General features: G+C 58.3%; 19 protein-coding genes. 7 read left to right on the top strand and 12 right to left on the bottom strand.

Annotated elements, in window-relative coordinates; all coding sequences use genetic code 11:
- The first annotated feature begins 96 nt into the window (after positions 1 to 96).
- From pilB to FHK95_RS03140, 3 genes are read left to right on the top strand one after another with little or no spacing between them, the layout of a single operon-like run.
- On the top strand, positions 97 to 1,797 hold the full coding sequence (gene pilB / locus FHK95_RS03130) for a type IV-A pilus assembly ATPase PilB (protein WP_150303141.1): 1,701 nt from the start codon (positions 97 to 99) through the stop codon (positions 1,795 to 1,797).
- 3 nt (positions 1,798 to 1,800) lie between these two features.
- A complete protein-coding gene (locus FHK95_RS03135; RefSeq protein WP_150303142.1) occupies positions 1,801 to 3,066 on the top strand; it encodes a type II secretion system F family protein in 1,266 nt (421 codons plus the stop codon).
- A gap of 3 nt (positions 3,067 to 3,069) precedes the next feature.
- Positions 3,070 to 3,942, top strand: coding sequence for a prepilin peptidase (locus FHK95_RS03140; RefSeq protein WP_150303143.1), 873 nt, complete (start codon positions 3,070 to 3,072; stop codon positions 3,940 to 3,942).
- Between the two features lie 229 nt (positions 3,943 to 4,171).
- On the opposite strand, the gene FHK95_RS03145 is transcribed toward FHK95_RS03140, so the two are convergent.
- Both FHK95_RS03145 and FHK95_RS03150 read right to left on the bottom strand, forming a co-directional pair.
- A complete protein-coding gene (locus FHK95_RS03145) occupies positions 4,172 to 4,450 on the bottom strand; it encodes a helix-turn-helix domain-containing protein (protein WP_150303144.1) in 279 nt (92 codons plus the stop codon).
- Entirely contained in the window at positions 4,447 to 4,788 is a 342-nt protein-coding gene (locus FHK95_RS03150; protein WP_150303145.1) for a type II toxin-antitoxin system RelE/ParE family toxin, read from the bottom strand. The genes FHK95_RS03145 and FHK95_RS03150 overlap by 4 nt, the downstream gene beginning before the upstream one ends.
- Positions 4,789 to 4,913: 125 nt before the next feature.
- On the opposite strand from FHK95_RS03150, the gene coaE reads away from it, so the two are divergent.
- From coaE to FHK95_RS03165, 3 genes are read left to right on the top strand one after another with little or no spacing between them, the layout of a single operon-like run.
- Positions 4,914 to 5,537, top strand: a complete 624-nt coding sequence (gene coaE, locus FHK95_RS03155) for a dephospho-CoA kinase (RefSeq protein ID WP_150303301.1) — start codon at positions 4,914 to 4,916, stop codon at positions 5,535 to 5,537.
- Positions 5,534 to 5,725 carry a DNA gyrase inhibitor YacG gene (gene yacG / locus FHK95_RS03160; protein ID WP_150303146.1) on the top strand — a complete coding sequence of 64 codons (192 nt, stop codon included), beginning with the start codon at positions 5,534 to 5,536 and terminating at the stop codon, positions 5,723 to 5,725. Before coaE ends, yacG begins: the two co-directional genes overlap by 4 nt.
- Before the next feature lie 18 nt (positions 5,726 to 5,743).
- Positions 5,744 to 6,688: a Nudix family hydrolase gene (locus tag FHK95_RS03165; protein WP_150303147.1), complete on the top strand. Its 945-nt coding sequence runs from the start codon at positions 5,744 to 5,746 to the stop codon at positions 6,686 to 6,688.
- Positions 6,689 to 6,932: 244 nt separating this feature from the next.
- Here the strand turns inward: FHK95_RS03165 and ispH are convergent, their stop codons facing one another.
- From ispH to murJ, 6 genes are all read right to left on the bottom strand, one after another.
- Complete coding sequence (gene ispH, locus FHK95_RS03170; RefSeq protein WP_150303148.1) at positions 6,933 to 7,880, bottom strand: 4-hydroxy-3-methylbut-2-enyl diphosphate reductase; 948 nt, start codon at positions 7,878 to 7,880, stop codon at positions 6,933 to 6,935.
- Positions 7,881 to 7,911: 31 nt separating this feature from the next.
- Positions 7,912 to 8,349 (bottom strand): FKBP-type peptidyl-prolyl cis-trans isomerase, encoded by a 438-nt coding sequence (gene fkpB / locus FHK95_RS03175; protein ID WP_150303149.1) that lies wholly within the window; start codon positions 8,347 to 8,349, stop codon positions 7,912 to 7,914.
- 177 nt (positions 8,350 to 8,526) lie between these two features.
- Positions 8,527 to 9,021, bottom strand: coding sequence for a signal peptidase II (gene lspA, locus FHK95_RS03180; protein WP_150303150.1), 495 nt, complete (start codon positions 9,019 to 9,021; stop codon positions 8,527 to 8,529).
- Positions 9,014 to 11,845: an isoleucine--tRNA ligase gene (gene ileS / locus FHK95_RS03185; protein WP_150303151.1), complete on the bottom strand. Its 2,832-nt coding sequence runs from the start codon at positions 11,843 to 11,845 to the stop codon at positions 9,014 to 9,016. Before ileS ends, lspA begins: the two co-directional genes overlap by 8 nt.
- 19 nt (positions 11,846 to 11,864) lie before the next feature.
- The gene (ribF, locus tag FHK95_RS03190) at positions 11,865 to 12,791 is read right to left on the bottom strand and encodes a bifunctional riboflavin kinase/FAD synthetase (protein WP_150303152.1); all 927 of its coding nucleotides are present in this window, start codon (positions 12,789 to 12,791) and stop codon (positions 11,865 to 11,867) included.
- A gap of 771 nt (positions 12,792 to 13,562) precedes the next feature.
- On the bottom strand, positions 13,563 to 15,131 hold the full coding sequence (gene murJ, locus FHK95_RS03195) for a murein biosynthesis integral membrane protein MurJ (protein ID WP_150303153.1): 1,569 nt from the start codon (positions 15,129 to 15,131) through the stop codon (positions 13,563 to 13,565).
- 218 nt (positions 15,132 to 15,349) lie between these two features.
- Between murJ and rpsT the strand changes: the two genes are divergently transcribed.
- Entirely contained in the window at positions 15,350 to 15,622 is a 273-nt protein-coding gene (rpsT, locus tag FHK95_RS03200; RefSeq protein ID WP_150303154.1) for a 30S ribosomal protein S20, read from the top strand.
- 143 nt (positions 15,623 to 15,765) lie between these two features.
- On the opposite strand, the gene proB is transcribed toward rpsT, so the two are convergent.
- The 4 genes from proB to rplU form a co-directional block, all read right to left on the bottom strand.
- Complete coding sequence (gene proB / locus FHK95_RS03205) at positions 15,766 to 16,884, bottom strand: glutamate 5-kinase (protein WP_150303155.1); 1,119 nt, start codon at positions 16,882 to 16,884, stop codon at positions 15,766 to 15,768.
- Between the two features lie 51 nt (positions 16,885 to 16,935).
- Positions 16,936 to 18,144, bottom strand: a complete 1,209-nt coding sequence (gene cgtA, locus FHK95_RS03210; protein ID WP_150303156.1) for an Obg family GTPase CgtA — start codon at positions 18,142 to 18,144, stop codon at positions 16,936 to 16,938.
- 98 nt (positions 18,145 to 18,242) lie between these two features.
- Positions 18,243 to 18,503, bottom strand: coding sequence for a 50S ribosomal protein L27 (gene rpmA / locus FHK95_RS03215; protein WP_150303157.1), 261 nt, complete (start codon positions 18,501 to 18,503; stop codon positions 18,243 to 18,245).
- A gap of 23 nt (positions 18,504 to 18,526) precedes the next feature.
- Positions 18,527 to 18,838 carry a 50S ribosomal protein L21 gene (gene rplU, locus FHK95_RS03220; RefSeq protein ID WP_150303158.1) on the bottom strand — a complete coding sequence of 104 codons (312 nt, stop codon included), beginning with the start codon at positions 18,836 to 18,838 and terminating at the stop codon, positions 18,527 to 18,529.
- Positions 18,839 to 19,121 lie beyond the last annotated feature (283 nt).

Raw genomic sequence — 19,121 nt, forward strand, 5'->3', positions numbered from 1 at the left:
TTTCATCCCCAACGGTGTGCACAGCCCTAAACCTGTAATATAGTCAGCCGATAACACGCTATACAGCCAACACAGCTCCGAGACCAATAGTCGCCTATGGATACCCCCGCGCTCTCTGGTCTGGCACGAAGGATCGTTCAGGATCAGTTGCTGGACGCAACCGTTGCCAGCAAGGCCACCAAACAGGCCACGCTAGACAAGATTCCCCTCATTACCTATCTGGTACAGAAAAAGCTGGCCAGTGCCCGCGACCTGGCAATGGTCTGTGCTGATGAATTCGGTTACCCGTTCTTTGACCTTGGAGCGCTGGACAAGGATCACCAGCCGCAGGATCTGGTCAGTGAGAAGCTGATCCGTCAGCATAATGTCCTGCCACTGTATAAACGCGGCTCCAGGCTGTTTCTGGCGATATCCGATCCGACCAACCAGCAGGCACTGAGCGATATCCAGTTCAATACCGGCCTGATGACCGATGCGGTCATGGTTGAGGACGACAAGCTTCAGGCCGCTATCGAGAAGTATCTTGAAAGCCCCACCGGCGGGCTCGGTGACATGAGCGACTCGGGCCTGGATGACCTGGAAGTTGAGTCAGTCAATGAGGATGACAAGACAACCGGCACCGGTGACTCCGATGATGCGCCTATCGTGCGCTTCGTCAACAAGATGCTGCTGGACGCCGTGCGCATGGGCTCGTCGGACTTGCACTTCGAGCCCTACGAGAAGATGTACCGCGTGCGCTTTCGTACCGACGGCATTCTTCATGAAATGGCCAAACCGCCGGCACAGCTCGGCGTGCGCATTGCGGCGCGCTTGAAGGTCATGTCATCCATGGATATGGCCGAGCGGCGCAAGCCGCAGGATGGCCGTATCAAGATGAAGATCTCGCGTAACAAATCCATCGACTTCCGGGTCAGTACGCTGCCGACTCTGTGGGGCGAGAAGGTCGTGCTGCGTATCCTCGATGCCGACAGCGCCAAGATGGGTATCGATGCGCTGGGTTATGAAGAAGATCAGAAGGAAATGTATCTCTCTGCGCTGGCTCGACCCCAGGGCATGATTCTGGTGACGGGCCCGACCGGCTCGGGCAAGACCGTGTCGCTGTATACCGGCCTGAACATTCTTAACACCATGGAGCGCAATATCTCCACGGCGGAAGACCCGGTCGAGATCAACCTGGAGGGTATCAATCAGGTCAACGTGAACCCCAAGCAGGGCCTGGATTTTGCCAAGGCGCTACGTGCGTTTCTGCGACAGGATCCGGACATCATCATGGTCGGTGAGATTCGCGATCTGGAAACCGCCGAAATCGCCATCAAGGCCGCGCAAACCGGTCACATGGTGCTTTCCACGTTGCACACCAACAGCGCAGCGGAGACACTCACGCGCTTGCGCAACATGGGGGTGCCCTCGTTCAACGTTGCCACCTCGGTTAACCTCATCATTGCGCAGCGTCTGGCGCGCCGGCTCTGCAAGACCTGCAAGGCGCCCTTCGAGGTGCCGCGTGAGACCCTGCTGGAAGAAGGCTTCAGCGCTGAGAAAATTGATGCAGGGTTGACGATTTACGGGCCAGTGGGTTGCGAAAACTGCAAAGATGGTTATAAAGGGCGTGTTGGTATTTATGAAGTGGTAAGAATTACGCCAGCCATGCAACGTATCATCATGGAAGACGGCAACTCTATTCAGATTTCAGACGTAGCCCAACAGGAAGGTTTCCGAAACTTGCGCCAGTCGGCCCTGATGAAGGCAGAACAGGGTGTTACCAGTCTGGCGGAAGTTAACCGAGTGACAAAGGATTAAGTCATGGCTCAGCAAGCAGCAGCGCTAAAAAGGAAGACGGCCCCGGCGAAGAAGAAGGCCAAGGAACCCAAGATCTACCCCTTCAAATGGGAAGGCAAGGATCGCAAGGGAACCAAGATCTCCGGCGAGATGCAGGGAACCAACCCGGCCTTGATCAAGGCTCAGCTGCGCAAGCAGGGCATTCTCGTCACCAAGATCAACAAGTCCTCTACCCTGTTCGGCAAACGCAGCAAGGCGATCAAGCCGCTTGATATCGCCTTCTTTACCCGTCAGCTGGCGACTATGATGGCATCAGGCGTGCCGATCGTGCAGGCCTTCGAAATCATTGCCGAGGGTACCGAGAACCCCAGCCTGGCGAAGCTGGTCAATACCATCAAAACGGACGTGGCCGCGGGTAATACGCTGGCGGATTCGCTGCGTCAGCATCCGAAATATTTCGATGACCTGTTCTGCAACCTGGTGGAATCCGGCGAGCAATCGGGTCGGCTGGAATCGTTGCTGGACCGGATCGCGACCTATAAGGAAAAGACCGAAGCGCTCAAGGCCAAGATCAAGAAGGCCATGACCTACCCAATCGCGGTGGTGGTGGTAGCGATCGTCGTAACGGCCATCCTGTTGTTGAAGGTTGTTCCGCAGTTCAAGGAAGTGTTTTCCAGTTTCGGTGCCGAGCTGCCGGCTTTTACCCTGTTCGTGATCGGCCTGTCTGAATGGCTGCAGGCATGGTGGTTTATTGTGCTGATAGGCTTGATCGCGCTGGGCTACGCTTATTCGCAAGTCAATCGAAGATCACTCAAATTCCGCGACGCCCAGGACCGCGCGCTGCTCAAGGCGCCGATCGTCGGCAAGATCCTCTACGAAGCCGCCGTGGCCCGTTACGCTCGCACACTCTCCACGACGTTTGCTGCCGGTGTACCACTGGTTGATGCACTCGATTCAGTTGCGGGCGCCGTAGGTAACGTGGTCTTCCGCAATGCAGTACTGAAGGTCAAGGAAGACGTGTCGTCCGGTTCGCAGCTGAACTTCTCCATGCGCACCACCAACGTATTCCCTTCGCTCGCCGTGCAAATGGCCGGAATTGGCGAGGAGTCCGGCAACTTGGATGGCATGCTGGAAAAGGTCGCCGACTATTACGAGGCCGAAGTGGATAACAAGGTCGACAACCTGACCACGCTGTTGGAGCCTCTAATCATGAGCGTTCTCGGGGTACTGGTCGGCGGCTTGATCATCGCCATGTACCTGCCAATCTTCCAGCTGGGCTCCGTTGTCTAGAATATGACTCTTATCGATTACCTGGCCAGCCACGTGCTGGCCTTTGTTTTGCTCGCTGGTCTGCTTGGCCTGATTATCGGCAGCTTCCTCAACGTGGTGATCCACCGCCTGCCGCGCATGATGGAGCGGGACTGGCGCATCCAGGCAAGGGAAATCCTCGAGCCCGACACTGAGCACACCGCCGAGTCGACCTATAATCTGGTTCTACCCCATTCCCATTGCCCGCATTGTGAGGTCGAGATCAAGGCCTGGCAGAACGTGCCGGTGGTGAGTTATGTATTCCTGCGGGGTCGCTGCGCCGAATGCAAAAGCCGGATCAGCCCGCGTTATCCACTGGTTGAATTGCTGACGGCTGCATTATCCATGGTCGTCGCCTGGCAGCTCGGCTTCGGCTGGGCCGCGGGCGGGTTGTTGCTGCTGACCTGGGGACTGATCGCGCTGAGCCTGATCGATGCCGACACCCAGCTATTGCCCGATGTAATCGTTTTGCCGCTGCTATGGCTTGGGCTGATTGTTAACAGCTTCGACGTCTATACCGACCTCAATACCGCCTTGTGGGGCGCCGTTTTCGGCTACCTCAGTCTGTGGTCAGTGTATTGGTTGTTCAAGCTGGTCACTGGCAAGGAAGGCATGGGGTATGGCGACTTCAAACTGCTGGCCGTGATTGGCGCCTGGGGTGGCTGGCAGGTATTGCCGCTGACCATTCTGCTGTCCTCACTGGTCGGCGCCATTCTCGGCATCATCATCCTCAAGTCCCGCGGCGATTCCAACGCCACGCCCCTGCCCTTCGGCCCCTACCTGGCCATTGCCGGGTGGATTGCCTTGATCTGGGGTGAGCAGATTACCGGGAGTTATCTGCGGTTTGCGGGGTTGTGATTGGGTTACGGCGAATTATGTAAGAGGTCTGACCGGATCACCTCTTTCAACAACCGAGCCACAGCGCCATATTTGTGGGAAGTGCGATCGGATCGCCGCACCGTCGCGGCGATGCTGGCCGACAGGCCAGCTTGGGGTCTCTGGCTAAGCAGTAATCCCACCGTATTCCAACGGCCGCGTGTAATTTCAATCTTCCATGGCATGCTGCTCGATCCTCTGGTCCAGAGGATCAAGCAGCCTCAGCGATTCGCAGCTCCACATGCATTCCCGCAGTCGCCAACATATTAATCAGCATATCGATGCTGAAGAGATTGATCTTTCCACGGAGTAAATCGGAAATACGCGGCTGAGTGACACCAAACAGCTTGGCCGCCTGTGTTTGGGACAGGCCTTCGGTTTCGACGTGTTTCTTCAGCTCAATCATCAGCGCCGAACGCACTTTCATGTTTTCCGCTTGGGCGGGAGTGTCCTCAATAGCATCCCACACACTCTCAAAATGTTGGCTCATGAGCCCGACTCCTTTATCAAGTATTTCAGTCGTTGGGTTGCCAGCGAAATGTCTTCCCGCCGGGTTTTCTGCGTCTTTTTCTGGAAGCAGTGAAGTACATAAATAGCGTCTTTAAGCTTAGTGATATAGATCACTCGAAAGGCGCCGGAGGCCTCACGAATGCGAATCTCCTTAACGCCGGCACCGACACTGGACATTGGCTTCCAGTCGTCCGGTTCATATCCTTGCTGAACCTGGTCAAGCTGATGACCTGCCTCGCGTTTAGCCACCTCTGGAAACAATCTCAAATCTTCCAGAGCTGTCCCACAGAAGCATATCGGTTTATGGTTTTTGTTCATGACCTAAATATACAAAATATTGTATGGGCAGGCAACCGAATACTGAACCAGTCTCTACGCCGACTGCCTTAATGTCCGTATACTTGGCGTCCCCTGACGATCAGCTTCAAGGCTTTGATATTGCGATGACTTCCTCGAACAAACCCGTCATTGGATTGACCGGCGGTATCGGCAGCGGTAAAAGCGCCGCCGCCGACCGCTTTGCGCAGGCTCATGGTATTCATGTGGTGGACGCGGATGTTAAAGCGCGCGTCGTCGTCGAGCCGGGCCGTCCCGCGCTGGGCCAGATTGTTGATCGCTTCGGTGAACGCATGCTGCTGGAAGGCGGCTTTCTGGATCGCGCTGCACTACGTGAAGAGGTATTCAAGGATCCAGATCAACGTCTTTGGCTGGAACAGCTGCTGCATCCGCTGATTCGCGACGAAATTCTCCGCGACCTGGCGTCGGCTACCTCCCCCTACGCCTTGCTGGTATCGCCACTGCTGATAGAATCCGGCCAATACCAGATGACCCAGCGCGTGCTGGTCGTGGATGTGCCAGAGGCCGCACAGATTGCCCGCACGACACAGCGGGACCAGGTGTCAGAAGAACAGATCAAAGCCATCATGCAGGCACAGGCCAAGCGAGACGACCGCTTGCGCCACGCCGATGACGTCATCACCAACGACAAGGATCTGGTCGCACTGCACGCGCAAGTGGACGCGCTTCATCAACGCTACCTGGCAATCGCCGAAGGAGCCCGCTCATGACCCTGACCGTAGAATGCCCCACCTGCAAAGCACCCGTAACCTGGGACGACAGCTTCCCGGATCGCCCCTTCTGCTCTCATCGCTGTCGCCTGATTGATTTGGGCGCATGGGCTTCGGAGGAGCATGCGATTCCGGGCAATGAACTGGAACAGGACCTGTTCTCCGAGGATTTCCCGGAGCGCGATTAATCTAGGGATCACCTTCTGATGCAGCGACTTCACGTGATGGCTGCGGTCATCTACAACCCTTCCGGTGACATTCTCATAGCCAAACGCCCCGATCATGCGCATCAGGGCGGACTGTGGGAGTTTCCCGGCGGAAAGCTGGACGAGGGTGAGTCACGCTTCGACGGGCTGCGGCGTGAGCTGCGTGAAGAGCTTGGGATCGAGATAACCGAGGCGCGCCCGCTGCTGGATATTCACCATGATTATCCGGATAAGTCGGTAAGGCTTGATGTGTGGCGGGTGAGCGCATTCACTGGCGAGGCGCATGGCGCAGAGGGTCAACCGGTGCGCTGGGTGGCGCCGGTCGAGCTCCGCGACTATTCCTTTCCTGAAGCGAATGTACCCATCGTTACCGCCGCGCAGCTACCGGAGCTGTATTTGATCACGCCCGATGTCTCCAGCCTGGAAGTGTTGATGGATGGGTTGGAGCGTGCGCGACGGCGAGGTGTTCGGCTGGTTCAGTTGCGGCAGACGCAGTTGGCGGCGGATGAGTATCACGCTTGGGCGGACGCCGTTGTGGAGCGCTTTGGAGCGGATTTTACAATCATGCTCAAGGGTGATGCGCCGTCATCCTGTACCGGCGCTGGATGGCATCTTACCGCGGCTCAGTTGCGTGATATGGCGGTGGCAGGCTGGGATCGAGCAACGTTCAAGGGCTGGCTGGCGGCGTCCTGTCATAACGCCGAGGAGCTTGAATTGGCTGCGCGGGTGGGGGTTGATTTTGTTAGCTTGTCGCCGGTACTGCCTACTCAGACGCACCCTGATGCGGAACCGCTTGGGTGGGAGCGTGCTGCTGAGTTGATTGCCCGGGTGAATATGCCGGTGTACTTGCTTGGAGGGTTGGGGCCGGGGGATCTAAAGCGGGCGTTTGAAGTGGGTGGTCAGGGTGTTGCGGGTATCCGTGGGATTTGGGATTGGTCGGGCTAACGGAAAATCCCCCTAGCCCCCTTTGTCAAAGGGGGGATCAATCCGTGTGTCTCTGAGACTTTGTGCTCTCAGCGAGTTCTGATGTGCTTGCAAGTCAGCTGTAGAAAACCGCGCGCCACAGCTCAGGTGACCAAATACACGGACCAAGCACCGCGGCACGAACCATTCCCCCTTTGACAAAGGGGGCTAGGGGGATTCGGGGTGTCGCCGTGATCTGCCAAGCCAGAGAATCCAGCAATCAGCCCTACTCGACCTCCACAACCCGCAGTTCCTTGGGCATGCTGAACACTACGTTCTCCGGTCGCCCTTCGAGTTCCTGGGCATCGGTAGCGCCCAGCGCATGCAGATGATCAATTACCTGCCGCACCAGAATGCCCGGCGCCGACGCGCCAGCAGTAATACCTATCCTGTCGACCCCATCCAGCCACTCCGAGCGAATCTCTTCGGCGCCATCAATCAGGTAAGCAGGCGTGCCCATGCGCTCTGACAGCTCGCGCAGACGGTTCGAGTTTGAGCTGTTCGGGCTGCCTACTACCAGCACCAGATCAGACTCCGCGGCAAGTTGCTTGACGGCGTCCTGGCGGTTCTGGGTGGCGTAGCAGATGTCGTCCTTGCGCGGGCCATCAATGGCGGGGAAACGCGCGCGCAGTGCATCGATGACCTTCGCAGTGTCATCCATGGACAAGGTGGTTTGCGTGACGAAAGCCAGACTCGAAGGATCACGTATGTCCAGTTCGGCGACGTCTGTTTCATCTTCGACCAGATAAATAGAGCCGCCTTTGCTGGTGTCGTATTGGCCCATGGTGCCTTCGACCTCAGGGTGCCCGGCGTGGCCGATGAGAATGCATTCACGGCCGTCGCGGCTGTACTTGCTGACCTCGAGATGCACCTTGGTGACCAGCGGGCATGTAGCGTCAAACACCTTCAGGCCGCGGTCTTCGGCCTCCTGACGGACGGCCTGGGATACGCCGTGGGCGCTGAAAATAACGATGACGTCGTCGGGCACCTGATCCAGCTCTTCGACGAAGATGGCACCGCGATTACGTAGATCTTCCACCACGAACTTGTTATGCACCACTTCATGCCGCACATAGATCGGCGGCCCGAAGACTTCAAGGGCGCGGTTGACAATCTCGATGGCGCGGTCGACGCCGGCGCAAAAGCCGCGGGGATTAGCCAGTTTGATCTGCATGGGAGCCTCGGAAGTGGTTGGTGCGTACAGATTACGCGGGTTTTACTGCAATGATTTCGACATCGAAAGTGATGGTTTTGCCGGCGAGCGGATGGTTGAAGTCCACATCGACGGTGGTGTCGTTGACCGTTTTGACAACACCAGGCAGTTCACCGCCGGCAGCGTCCTGAAAAATCACCAGCAGGCCGGGTTCAAGCTCCATCTCATCAAACTGGCCGCGGGGCACGGTCTGGATGTTGAGGGGATTGCCCGGTCCGAAGCCGCGCTCGGGGTCGATATCGAAGGAGCGTTTGTCGCCGGCCTTGAGGCCGAACAGGCTCTGTTCGAAACCCGGAAGCAGACTGCCATCGCCGACTTTGAAGGTGGCTGGGGATTTGTCGACGGTTGAATCAACCACTTCGCCGCTCGGTAGCTTGAGGGTGAAGTGCAAAGTGACTTCAGTGTCTTGGCTGATGCGGATGTCGGTCATGGTTGTGTCTCTTGGTGGTTTGGCGGGGTTCGGTTTGGGCCTTGGGGTCCGCTGGAATCCCCCCCTGCCCCCCTTTTTCAAAGGGGGGAGTATTGTTCGTGCTCGCTGGTTGTACGGCGTCAATCTGATACCACATAGTGCCTGATTATGCGCGAGCGGCCAGGCCTAGGCTGAAGTTCAGGCAGCTTTCTTCTCGGACCTGAACATATCAAATATCAACAACGCGGCTCCTACTGTAATCGCACTGTCGGCGACATTGAAAGCCGGAAAATACCAGCTGTTGTGCCAGTGGACCAGTATGAAGTCGACGACGTGGCCATGCACGATTCGATCGTAGAGGTTGCCGAGCGCTCCGCCTAACACCAGAACCAGGGCAACCGACTCGATGGTTTTCTCCCTGGGGAGCCTTGCCAGCCAGACCAGTAGCATGACGCTCACGCCCACGGCTATGGCGATAAAGAACCAGCGCTGCCAACCGCCGCCGTCAGCCAGGAAGCTGAACGCAGCGCCGGTGTTGAAGGCCAATGTAATCGCGAAAAAATCATCGATCAGATGGACTTTCTGGTACGGGATCAGCTGGCCGGCGACGATCCACTTGGTCAGTAGATCGAGCGCTATGACCACTACGGCAAGCCAAAGCCAGACCAACCCACTGCGCCGCCAATCAGGCATGCTGACGCACCTCGCCCGGACCTTCGATATTGCTTACGCAGCGGCCACAGATTTCCGGGTGTTCGGAATGCGTGCCGACGTCGGCCAGGAAGTGCCAGCAACGCGCGCACTTGCTGTGTCCGGATTTGACCAGGCTCAGCTTCAGGCCCGGCAGCTCGGTCGGGACAGCGCTCTCGCCAGCTTCGGTCAGCGGCGCCAGATCGGCACGCGAGGTGATGAGTACAAAGCGCAGCTCATCGCCGAGTTTCGCCAGGCTGGTGTGCAGCGCGTTATCAGCGAACAGGGTCACTTCGGCCTGCAGGTTGCCGCCAATCACCTTGGCGTTACGCTGGGTCTCCATTTCCTTGTTGACCGCGATCTTGACCTCCATGACCTGCTCCCAGAAGGAGCGGTCCAGGGTGGCATCGGCGGGCAGCGCGCTCAGACCTTCATACCAGGTATTGAGCATGACCGATTCGCCATGCTCACCAGGCAGATACTGCCAGAGTTCTTCAGCAGTGAAGGACAGAATGGGCGCGATCCAGCGTACCAGCGCTTCGGCGATGTGATACATCGCGGTCTGGCACGAACGACGCGCAGTGCTGTCGGCGCCGGTGGTGTACTGCCGGTCCTTGATGATATCCAGGTAGAAGCCGCCCAGTTCCTGCACACAGAAGTTGTGCACTTTCTGGTAGACGTTCCAGAACTTGTAGGTGTCGTAGGCTTCAATGATTTCCTGCTGCAACAGGAGCGCGCGGTCTACTGCCCAGCGGTCCAGATCCAGCATCTGCTCGGGTGCAAGCAGATGCTCCTTCGGATCAAAACCGTTCAGGTTGGAGAGCAGGAAGCGTGCAGTGTTGCGGATGCGGCGATAGGCATCGGCGCTGCGCTGCAGGATCTGCTTGGAAACCGCCATCTCACCTGAGTAGTCAGTTGACGACACCCACAGACGCAGGATGTCGGCGCCCAGGCTGTCGTTGACTTCCTGCGGCGCAACCACGTTGCCCAGCGACTTGGACATCTTGCGGCCGTTCTCGTCGACCACAAAACCATGGGTCAACAAACCGCGATAGGGAGCCTGACCGTCAATGGCGCAGCCGGTCAGCAGTGAAGAGTGGAACCAGCCACGATGCTGATCCGAGCCTTCGAGATACAGATCTGCGCGCGGGCCCTGCTCGTGACCCATAGGGTGCGAGCCGCGCATCACGTGCCAATGGGTGGTGCCGGAATCAAACCAGACGTCCATCGTATCGTTGATCTTGTCGTACTGGTCGGCCTCGGCGCCCAGCAATTCTGCGGCGTCGAGTTTGAACCAGGCTTCGATGCCTGCCTGCTCGACACGCTTGGCCACTTCTTCCATCAAACCGATGGTACGTGGGTGCAGTTCGCCGCTTTCCTTATGCAGGAAGAACGGAATCGGCACGCCCCAGTTGCGCTGGCGTGAGATACACCAGTCCGGGCGGCCGGCGATCATGCCGTGCAGGCGCGCCTGGCCCCAGGCTGGGACGAAGTGTGTCTGTTCGATGGCATCCAGCGCGCGGCGGCGCAGCGAGCTGCCGTCACTGACCACCTTGTCCATTCCGACAAACCACTGCGCCGTTGCTCGGTAGATCAGCGGCGTCTTGTGACGCCAGCAATGCATGTAGCTGTGCTGGATCGACTCGTGCTTGAGTAACGCACCGACTTCGCGCAGCTTTTCGACGATGGCCGGATTGGCCTTCCAGATGAACTGGCCGCCGAAATACGGCAGATCCGCTACGTAAACGCCGTGGCTCTGCACGGGGCTAAGGATGTCATCGTTTTCCATGCCGTAGTGCTTGCAGGTCCGGAAGTCGTCTTCGCCGTAGGCCGGCGCCGAATGCACGATACCGGTACCGGAGCCGGTTTCGACGTACTCCGCCAGATAGACCGGCGAGAAACGCTCATAAAACGGATGCCGGAAGCGGATATTCTCCAGCGCTGTACCTTCGCAACGGGCGATGATTTCGCCCTGCAATTCGTAGCGCTGCAGGCAGGACTCGACCAGCTCTTCTGCCAGCACCAGCAACCGGTCGCCGGTATCAACCAGTGCGTAGATGAATTCGGGGTGGACGTTCAGGGCCTGGTTGGCCGGAATGGTCCAGGGGGTTGTGGTCCAGATAACCATGCTCGCAGACTTGCTCGGCGCGGCCTGACCGAAAGCAGCGGCCAGCTTGTCGGCGTCTTCTACTTCGAAGGCGACGTCGATGGCGTCGGACTGCTTGTCCTGGTATTCGACCTCAGCTTCAGCCAGGGCCGAGCCGCAATCGAAGCACCAGTTAACCGGTTTCAGGCCCTTAAATACAAAACCGCCTTCAACCATTTTCGCCAGCGCGCGGATCTGACCGGCTTCGTTGGGGAATTCCATGGTCTTGTAGGGGTTGTTCCATTCGCCGAGCACACCCAGACGGATAAAATCGGCCTTCTGACCTTCGATCTGCTTGGCCGCGTATTCACGGCTACGCTCGCGCGTCTTGTCTGCGGGTTGATTCTTGCCGAAGGTGATTTCCACCTTGTGCTCGATCGGTAGACCATGACAGTCCCAGCCAGGCACGTAGGGCGCATCGAAGCCGGACAGCGTCTTGGACCGGACGATCATGTCCTTGATGATTTTGTTGACCGCGTGGCCGATGTGAATGCTGCCGTTGGCATAGGGCGGGCCATCGTGCAGCACGAACTGCGGACGACCCTGGCTGATCTCGCGAATTTTCTGGTAGAGGTCAATGCTGTTCAGGCGCTCGAGGGTTTCCGGCTCGCGCACGGGCAAGCCAGCCTTCATTGGAAATGCCGTCTGGGGCAGGTTCAGCGTCGCTTTATAATCAGTCATTTAATCCACACTTGGTTCGTCAAAGGCCCCATTGGGCCCGGGCGGCGGCAAGATCAGCCTGGATTGCCAATTTCAAGGCTTCCAGCGATTCGAATCGCTGTTCATCACGCAGTTTTTCATGAAACACCACGGTGACGCGGCGGCCATAGAGATCACCATCAAAATCAAACAGGTGAACCTCAAGATGCGGCTGGCCATCGCCTTCTACCGTGGGACGGGTACCGATATTGGCGACCCCTTTCTGAATCGTGCCGTCGAGCTCCATGCTGACGCGGTAGACACCGTTCAGTGGCGCGCGCAGGCGCTTGAGCTGGACATTGGCGGTGGGCGAACCGAGCTGGCGACCCAGCTTCTGGCCATGCAGAACACGACCGGTAATGCTGAATGGGCGGCCCAGCAAACGCTCGGCCAATTCAAAATCACCCTCTTCCAGCACCTGGCGCAACCGGGAGCTACTGATACGCTCGCCGCTCTCCGCCACAGTATGGGTGGACTCGACGGTAAAGCCGTGCCGTTTGCCGCTTTCCTGCAGGAAAGTGAAATCACCGGAACGGTCGCAGCCAAAGCGGAAATCGTCGCCCACCTCAAGATGCTTTACGCCCAGCCCGTCGACCAGCACCTGTTGCACAAACTCTTCAGCACTGAGTTCACGCAGGCGTCGATTGAAGGCGAGACAAAGCACGCGATCGATGCCCCGCTCTTCCAACAGAGCGAGCTTGTCACGTAAGCGGGTGAGACGGGGCGGCGCTGCCTGGGGAGCAAAAAACTCCCGGGGCTGAGGCTCGAATATCACCACACATCCGGGCAGACCAAGCCGCTCCGAATGCGAGCGCAAGCGCTCGAGAATGGCCTGATGCCCGGCGTGCACACCATCGAAGTTACCGATTGTTACCACGCAGCCCCGATGTCGGGGCCGCAGGTTATGTAGGCCGCGGACCAGTTCCATAATGCTCGTTGATTGGTAGAGAGATCAAAGCCGGAAAGTATACAGGCTAACAAGGCCTTGCGTCATTGGCGACGACAGGGGAATCAACGGCGTATGGAGGGCCGGGTTCCATCCCGGCCAGCGAGGTATCGGCCAACTCTTGTGGTCGAGACGGAGCTCGACCCTCCATAGCCCGCCATATTTCTGCAGTTACGAGAGCCTTCGGGCGCAGCGCTCACAAATCGACCCACACCCCAGGGCGTCCTGCGGACGCCGTCAGGCCGAGGGCGACCTTCCTACAATAGACGATGCAAACTTCGGATTCTTGAGTGGGAGGCGCGACCTCGCGGCGATCTGGCCGTAAGGCCAGCGCTTTAGGGGGCCAACTGGGCGGTATCGAAGTTCGACAACCCAAACCAAGGCGCCCTGCGGACGCCGTCGGGCCGGGGGCGACCTTCCTACGATAGACGATGCAAACTTCGACTCTTGAGTGGGAGGCGCGACCTCGCGGCGATCTGGCCGTAAGGCCAGCGCTTTAGGGGGCCAACTGGGCGGTATCGAAGTTCGACAACCCAAACCAAGGCGCCCTGCGGACGCCGTCGGGCCGGGGGCGACCTTCCTACGATAGACGATGCAAACTTCGACTCTTGAGTGGGAGGCGCGACCTCGCGGCGATCTGGCCGTAAGGCCAGCGGTTAAGATGCTCGACCAGCTGCAGTCAAGACCCAAGGCGCCCTGCGGCCGCCGTCAGGCCGGGGGCGACCTCCCTACAATTACCAGTCCGCGAGCTGTTTACTGCCGCAGATGCCGGGGGCGCATGCCGGTCAGTAGTAGCGCGACTATAAAGGCAGCAATACCGGCCGTTACCAGAATCGCCATCTCTAGGGTCTTCTGCTGCCATTCCCAGGCGAACCATTGCTCGACATCCGGGACCAGCCACAGCACAACGCCAGACATGGCAATGCACGCCAGCACCAGACGAATACCAAAGCCCGTCCAGCCCGGCTGCGCCTGGAAGATGCCGGCCTGGCGCAGCCCCCACCAGAGCAGCCCTGCGTTCAATACTGCGGACAGCGAAGTCGCCAGCGCCAGCCCCACGTGCGCCAGCGGCCAGATCAGGATCAGGTTGAAGCCCATGTTGAAGATCATGCAGGTCACGGCAATCTTGACCGGTGTTTTCATGTCCTGGCGAGCGAAGAAGCCGGGCGCCAATACCTTGATCAACATGAAAGTCATCACCCCCAGCGCATAGGCACGCAACGCGCCTGCGGCCTGGACCACGTCGCGCTCGGTCATGGCGCCGTAGTGAAACAGCGTCGCGATCAACGGCTCGGCCAATAGCAACAGCGCCAGGGCAGCCGGCACACCGACCAGCAGCACCATACGTACCGCCCAGTCCAGCGTCCGGGCAAAGGCCTTGGGATCATCGCTGGCATGCTGCCGAGACAGGGCCGGCAGAATCACCGTACCGATAGCGATACCGAATGCGCCGAGCGGCAACTCCGACAGACGGTCGGCGTAATACAACCAGGAAATACTGCCGGTCTCCAGAAAGGACGCCAGTACGGTATCGAGCAGAAGATTGATCTGGCTGACCGACACACCGAACAGTGCAGGAAGCATCAGGGTCATGATGCGCTTGACCCCTTCATCCCTGCGATTCGGCCTGGGCACGGGCAGCAAGCGAATCTGCATGAGGAACGGCACCTGAAACAACAGCTGCGCCACGCCGGCAATGAATACACCCCAGGCTAGCGCCATGATTGGCTGGTCGAAATAGGGCGTGAGGAACAGCGTCGCGCCGATCATGCTCAGATTCAGCAGAACCGGCGTGAAGGCCGGCACCGCAAAGCGTCCGTAGCTGTTCAGAATCGAGCCGCACAGCGCTGTAAGCGAGATCAGCAACAAATAGGGAAAAGTGATGCGCAGCATATCCGCTGCCAGCCCCAGCTTTTCAATATCACCATGAAAGCCGGGAGCGAATAGCGTGATCAGCACGGGCGCGCCCGCTACCCCGATCGCGGTAATCGCCACCAGCGTTATGCCCAGCGTTCCGGCCACCCGATCCACCAGCTGCTTCACTTCGGCGAGGCTACGCCTGGATCGATACTCCGACAGAACCGGCACAAATGCCTGATTGAACGCGCCTTCAGCGAACAAACGACGCATGAAATTGGGAATTTTGAAGGCAATGAAGAAGGCGTCGGCTTCTGATTGCGAGCCAAAATACGCCGCCACCACCACGTCGCGCACCATCCCCAGCACCCGCGACAGCATGGTCATGATGCTGACGACCATGCCTGAGCGCAGCAAACTGGGGGCCTTGGGGACGGGAGCAACCGGTGGAGTGGTATCAGTCATGGAACGCGACGCCGAATAAAAGCGCGATCATAGCGTTCGAACGGCCGTCATGCGAGCGAACAAAACCTGACATCCATTGCGTACTGGATGTACAATGCGCGCCTTCCCGGTCTGACGTCTCAGAGCGCCTGACGGGTCTTGACAATACAGTAGGGCAGCGGCATAGTACGCGGCCTTATTTATACCTTATTCATCCAGATTTTCTGAGGAGCACGACGGTGGCCAACTCACCTCAAGCCAAGAAACGCGCCAAGCAGGCCGAGAAGCGCCGCACTCACAATGCAAGCCTGCGCTCCATGGTCCGTACCTATATCAAGAACGTCATCAAGGCAATTGATGCTAAAGATCTTGAGAAAGCACAAAGCGCCTACACTGCAGCTGTACCGGTCATCGACCGCATGGCTGACAAAGGCATCATCAACAAGAACAAGGCCGCTCGCCACAAGAGCCGCCTGAACGCACACATCAAGGCAATGGCTACCGCCGCTTGATATAGCGTTTAGTGTTGATGAAAAAACCGACTCATTGAGTCGGTTTTTTTATGGGCGCAATTTGGTGACTTGAATAAATTAGCAGGCCGCCTGCTGCGCCGCAACCAGCTCGCGAGCCGGCTGCGACCGATCAGCAAACCAATTTAGACCAGCACCATGTTATCCCGGTGCACCAGCTCAGGCTCGTCGATGTAGCCGAGGATCTGCTGTACCGAGTCCGTGCACTGCCCGATGATCCGCATGGCATCCTGGGAGCTATAATTGACCAGACCGCGCGCCACTTCCCGCCCATCCGGCCCGACGCAGACGACCATCTCGCCGCGGCGGAAGTTGCCCTCAACCGACGTCACCCCCACCGGCAACAGACTGCGACGACCAGACGCCAGCGCTGCCACTGCGCCTTTGTCGATCAGCAATCGACCGCGAGTTTGCAGGTGCCCGGCTAGCCACTGCTTGCGTGCGGCGAGCATGCCCTTTTCCGGACGCAGCAAGGTACCCAGCTCCTCCCCCGCCTGCAGTCGCTCGATGACGCGCTCGATACGCCCGCCGACGATGACCGTCCCGGCACCCGAGCGTGCCGCCAGACGCGCCGCACGCAACTTGGTCTGCATGCCACCGCGTCCGAGCGTGCCCGCGCTGCCGCCGGCCATGGCGTCAAGCTTGGGATCGTCAGCCATGGCTTCGGTTATCAGCTCGGCACCGGGATCCGTGCTCGGATCGGCAGTAAAAAGCCCGTCGCGGTCGGTAAGGATCACCAGCAGATCCGCCTCGACCAGATTGGTCACCAAGGCACCGAGGGTATCGTTATCACCGAAGCGGATTTCATCCGTCACCACGGTATCGTTTTCATTGATCACCGGGATCACACCCAGATCCAGCAATGCCCGCAGGGTGCTGCGGGCATTGAGATAGCGCTTGCGATCCGACAGATCATCGTGGGTCAGTAGCACCTGAGCCGTCGACAACCCATGCGCCTGGAAGCTCGACTCCCAGGCCTGTACCAGTCCCATCTGACCAATAGCGGCAGCCGCCTGCATCTGATGGATGGTCTTGGGGCGCTCGGTCCAGCCCAGACGACTCATCCCCGCTGCCACGGCGCCGGATGACACCAGCACTAATTCCGCGCCGTTCTTGCGCAGCGCAACCAACTGATCGACCCATGTCGCCATGGCATTGTGATTGAGCCCTCGCCCATCATCGGTCAACAGAGCACTACCAATCTTGACCACCCAACGCCGCGCGTCGGCTACCTTCTCTCGCATGCTGCTTTTTCCGTTGTGAACAGAGAAGAAGCTGCCGAAGCAGCTTCCAAATCAACGCACGTAGATGATTTCCGCACCGTCCTCGTCGTCTTCATCATCGTCGTCATCTTCATCCTCGCGCGCCTTCAGCCCCTGCTTGCGCAGAGCACGACGGTCATCCAGAGTCTGAATGTGAGCGCGCGCCTCCTCTTCGATCGCCTTATCCAGCTCGGCCATCTCTGCGGCGTACTCTTCGTCATCTTCCATGCGACGCGCCCGCTCATCAAGCCAGTTCATCGCGGCCTTGGCCAGCTCTTCAGTGCCCTGGCGCTCCGCAGCCGATATCACGAATACCGGACCTTCCCACTCCAGACGCTCGACAACGTCGTCAAGAATCGCCTGCTGCTCGTCTTCCAGCAACTGATCAGCCTTGTTCAATACCAGCCAGCGCTCGCGCATGGTCAGCGACTGACTGAACTTGCCCAGCTCGTGAATAATGGTTTCTATGGATTCCACCGGGTCGGCCTGATCCATTGGCGCCATGTCCACCAGGTGCAACAACAACCGGGTGCGCGACAGGTGCTTGAGAAAGCGCGTACCCAGACCAGCGCCTTCGGCAGCACCGGCGATCACGCCCGGAATGTCGGCGATCACGAAACTGCGCAGCCTACCCACGTCAACCACGCCCAGGTTTGGAACCATGGTGGTGAAGGGATAATCAGCAACCTTTGGCTTGGCCGCGGAGATCGCACGGATCAACGTACTTTTGCCCGCATTGGGCAGGCCGAGCAGACCCACGTCCGCCAGCACCTTGAGCTCAAGCTTGAGATCGCGCTGCTCACCGAGACTGCCCTGGCTGGTCTGCCGGGGTGCACGGTTAACGCTGGACTTGTAACGCGTGTTGCCCAGGCCATGGAAGCCGCCCTGCGCAACCAGCAGGCGCTGACCAGGCTCGGTCAGATCACCAATGATTTCCTGGGTGCCAGCATCGATTACCGTTGTACCAATCGGCACAGCCAGCACCATGTCATCACCCTTGGCACCTGTACAATCACCGCCACGGCCATTCTCGCCGCGCTTGGCGTTGAAGCGCCGTGTGTAGCGATAATCCACCAGGGTGTTGCAGTTATCCGCGACTTCGAGATAGATGGAACCGCCATCACCACCATCACCACCGTCAGGACCGCCTTTGGGAATAAACTTTTCCCGACGGAAGCTCATGCAACCGTTACCACCATCTCCGGCCTTGACCGTGATGGATACCTCATCAACAAATTTCATCTTGCTCCCTCCCTGACGGGATGGGTGGAATTAAGGAATCAAGCTACAAACAAAAAAGCCCCGTCGCAAGACGGGGCTTTCTCAAATCCATCAGGGGATCAGCTAGCGGCTACGACATTCACGTAGCGGCGACCGAACTCACCCTTCACTTCGAATTTGATTACGCCGTCTGCCTTGGCAAACAGAGTGTGGTCCTTGCCAATACCGACGTTCTTGCCGGGGTGGAACTGAGTACCACGCTGGCGAACGATGATATTACCAGCTGTTGCTACCTGGCCGCCAAACAGCTTGACGCCCAATCGTTTGGATTCTGAATCGCGACCATTGCGCGTGGAACCGCCTGCTTTTTTGTGTGCCATGGGTGTTTATCTCCTCAATGGGCTTAGGCAGAGATGCCGGTGATCTTGATTTCGGTGTACCACTGACGGTGGCCCTGACGCTTCATGTGGTGCTTACGACGACGGAACTTGATGATCCGGATCTTATCGCCACGGCCATGGGCGCTGACTTCAGCAGTCACCTTGGCACCTTCAACAACCGGCGCGCCGATGTTGATGTCGTCGCCATTGCCGATCAGCAGTACGCGATCGAAATCGATGCTGGCACCGGTTTCCACGTCCAGCTTCTCTACTCTCAGGTATTCACCTTCGGTGACCTTGTACTGCTTACCACCGGTAACAATCACTGCGTACATGATGCTTTCTCCGTAATCCTGCTCACCCGGCGCTTAGGTATAATCGTTAGTGGCCGGCATGGCTGCAAGTGAACCCGCCTATCGGGCCCTACCTTGCCATTGTCAAAACAGGGATGCTGTAAATCTGGTTTTCAGGGGCGAAGATTCTACGCAAATGTCCCGTTGCGAGCAAGCGTTACCTTGAGCAAAGAACATACTGCCGGCACCTGCGTGGTGACGGCACCCAATCAGCCATTTTCAACTCGTCCAGCGTGAATCTACAAACGCAACGGGCTGCGCCAGA

The sequence above is a fragment of the Pseudomonas saliphila genome, from assembly GCF_008638345.1.
Taxonomy (GTDB): domain Bacteria; phylum Pseudomonadota; class Gammaproteobacteria; order Pseudomonadales; family Pseudomonadaceae; genus Halopseudomonas; species Halopseudomonas saliphila.

Coding starts and splice junctions, on each gene's coding strand:
- pilB (WP_150303141.1), top strand. CDS start 97: ATGGATACCCCCGCGCTCTCTGGTCTGGCACGAAGGATCGTTCAGGAT.
- FHK95_RS03135 (WP_150303142.1), top strand. CDS start 1,801: ATGGCTCAGCAAGCAGCAGCGCTAAAAAGGAAGACGGCCCCGGCGAAG.
- FHK95_RS03140 (WP_150303143.1), top strand. CDS start 3,070: ATGACTCTTATCGATTACCTGGCCAGCCACGTGCTGGCCTTTGTTTTG.
- FHK95_RS03145 (WP_150303144.1), bottom strand. CDS start 4,450: ATGAGCCAACATTTTGAGAGTGTGTGGGATGCTATTGAGGACACTCCC.
- FHK95_RS03150 (WP_150303145.1), bottom strand. CDS start 4,788: ATGAACAAAAACCATAAACCGATATGCTTCTGTGGGACAGCTCTGGAA.
- coaE (WP_150303301.1), top strand. CDS start 4,914: ATGACTTCCTCGAACAAACCCGTCATTGGATTGACCGGCGGTATCGGC.
- yacG (WP_150303146.1), top strand. CDS start 5,534: ATGACCCTGACCGTAGAATGCCCCACCTGCAAAGCACCCGTAACCTGG.
- FHK95_RS03165 (WP_150303147.1), top strand. CDS start 5,744: ATGCAGCGACTTCACGTGATGGCTGCGGTCATCTACAACCCTTCCGGT.
- ispH (WP_150303148.1), bottom strand. CDS start 7,880: ATGCAGATCAAACTGGCTAATCCCCGCGGCTTTTGCGCCGGCGTCGAC.
- fkpB (WP_150303149.1), bottom strand. CDS start 8,349: ATGACCGACATCCGCATCAGCCAAGACACTGAAGTCACTTTGCACTTC.
- lspA (WP_150303150.1), bottom strand. CDS start 9,021: ATGCCTGATTGGCGGCGCAGTGGGTTGGTCTGGCTTTGGCTTGCCGTA.
- ileS (WP_150303151.1), bottom strand. CDS start 11,845: ATGACTGATTATAAAGCGACGCTGAACCTGCCCCAGACGGCATTTCCA.
- ribF (WP_150303152.1), bottom strand. CDS start 12,791: ATGGAACTGGTCCGCGGCCTACATAACCTGCGGCCCCGACATCGGGGC.
- murJ (WP_150303153.1), bottom strand. CDS start 15,131: ATGACTGATACCACTCCACCGGTTGCTCCCGTCCCCAAGGCCCCCAGT.
- proB (WP_150303155.1), bottom strand. CDS start 16,884: ATGCGAGAGAAGGTAGCCGACGCGCGGCGTTGGGTGGTCAAGATTGGT.
- cgtA (WP_150303156.1), bottom strand. CDS start 18,144: ATGAAATTTGTTGATGAGGTATCCATCACGGTCAAGGCCGGAGATGGT.
- rpmA (WP_150303157.1), bottom strand. CDS start 18,503: ATGGCACACAAAAAAGCAGGCGGTTCCACGCGCAATGGTCGCGATTCA.
- rplU (WP_150303158.1), bottom strand. CDS start 18,838: ATGTACGCAGTGATTGTTACCGGTGGTAAGCAGTACAAGGTCACCGAA.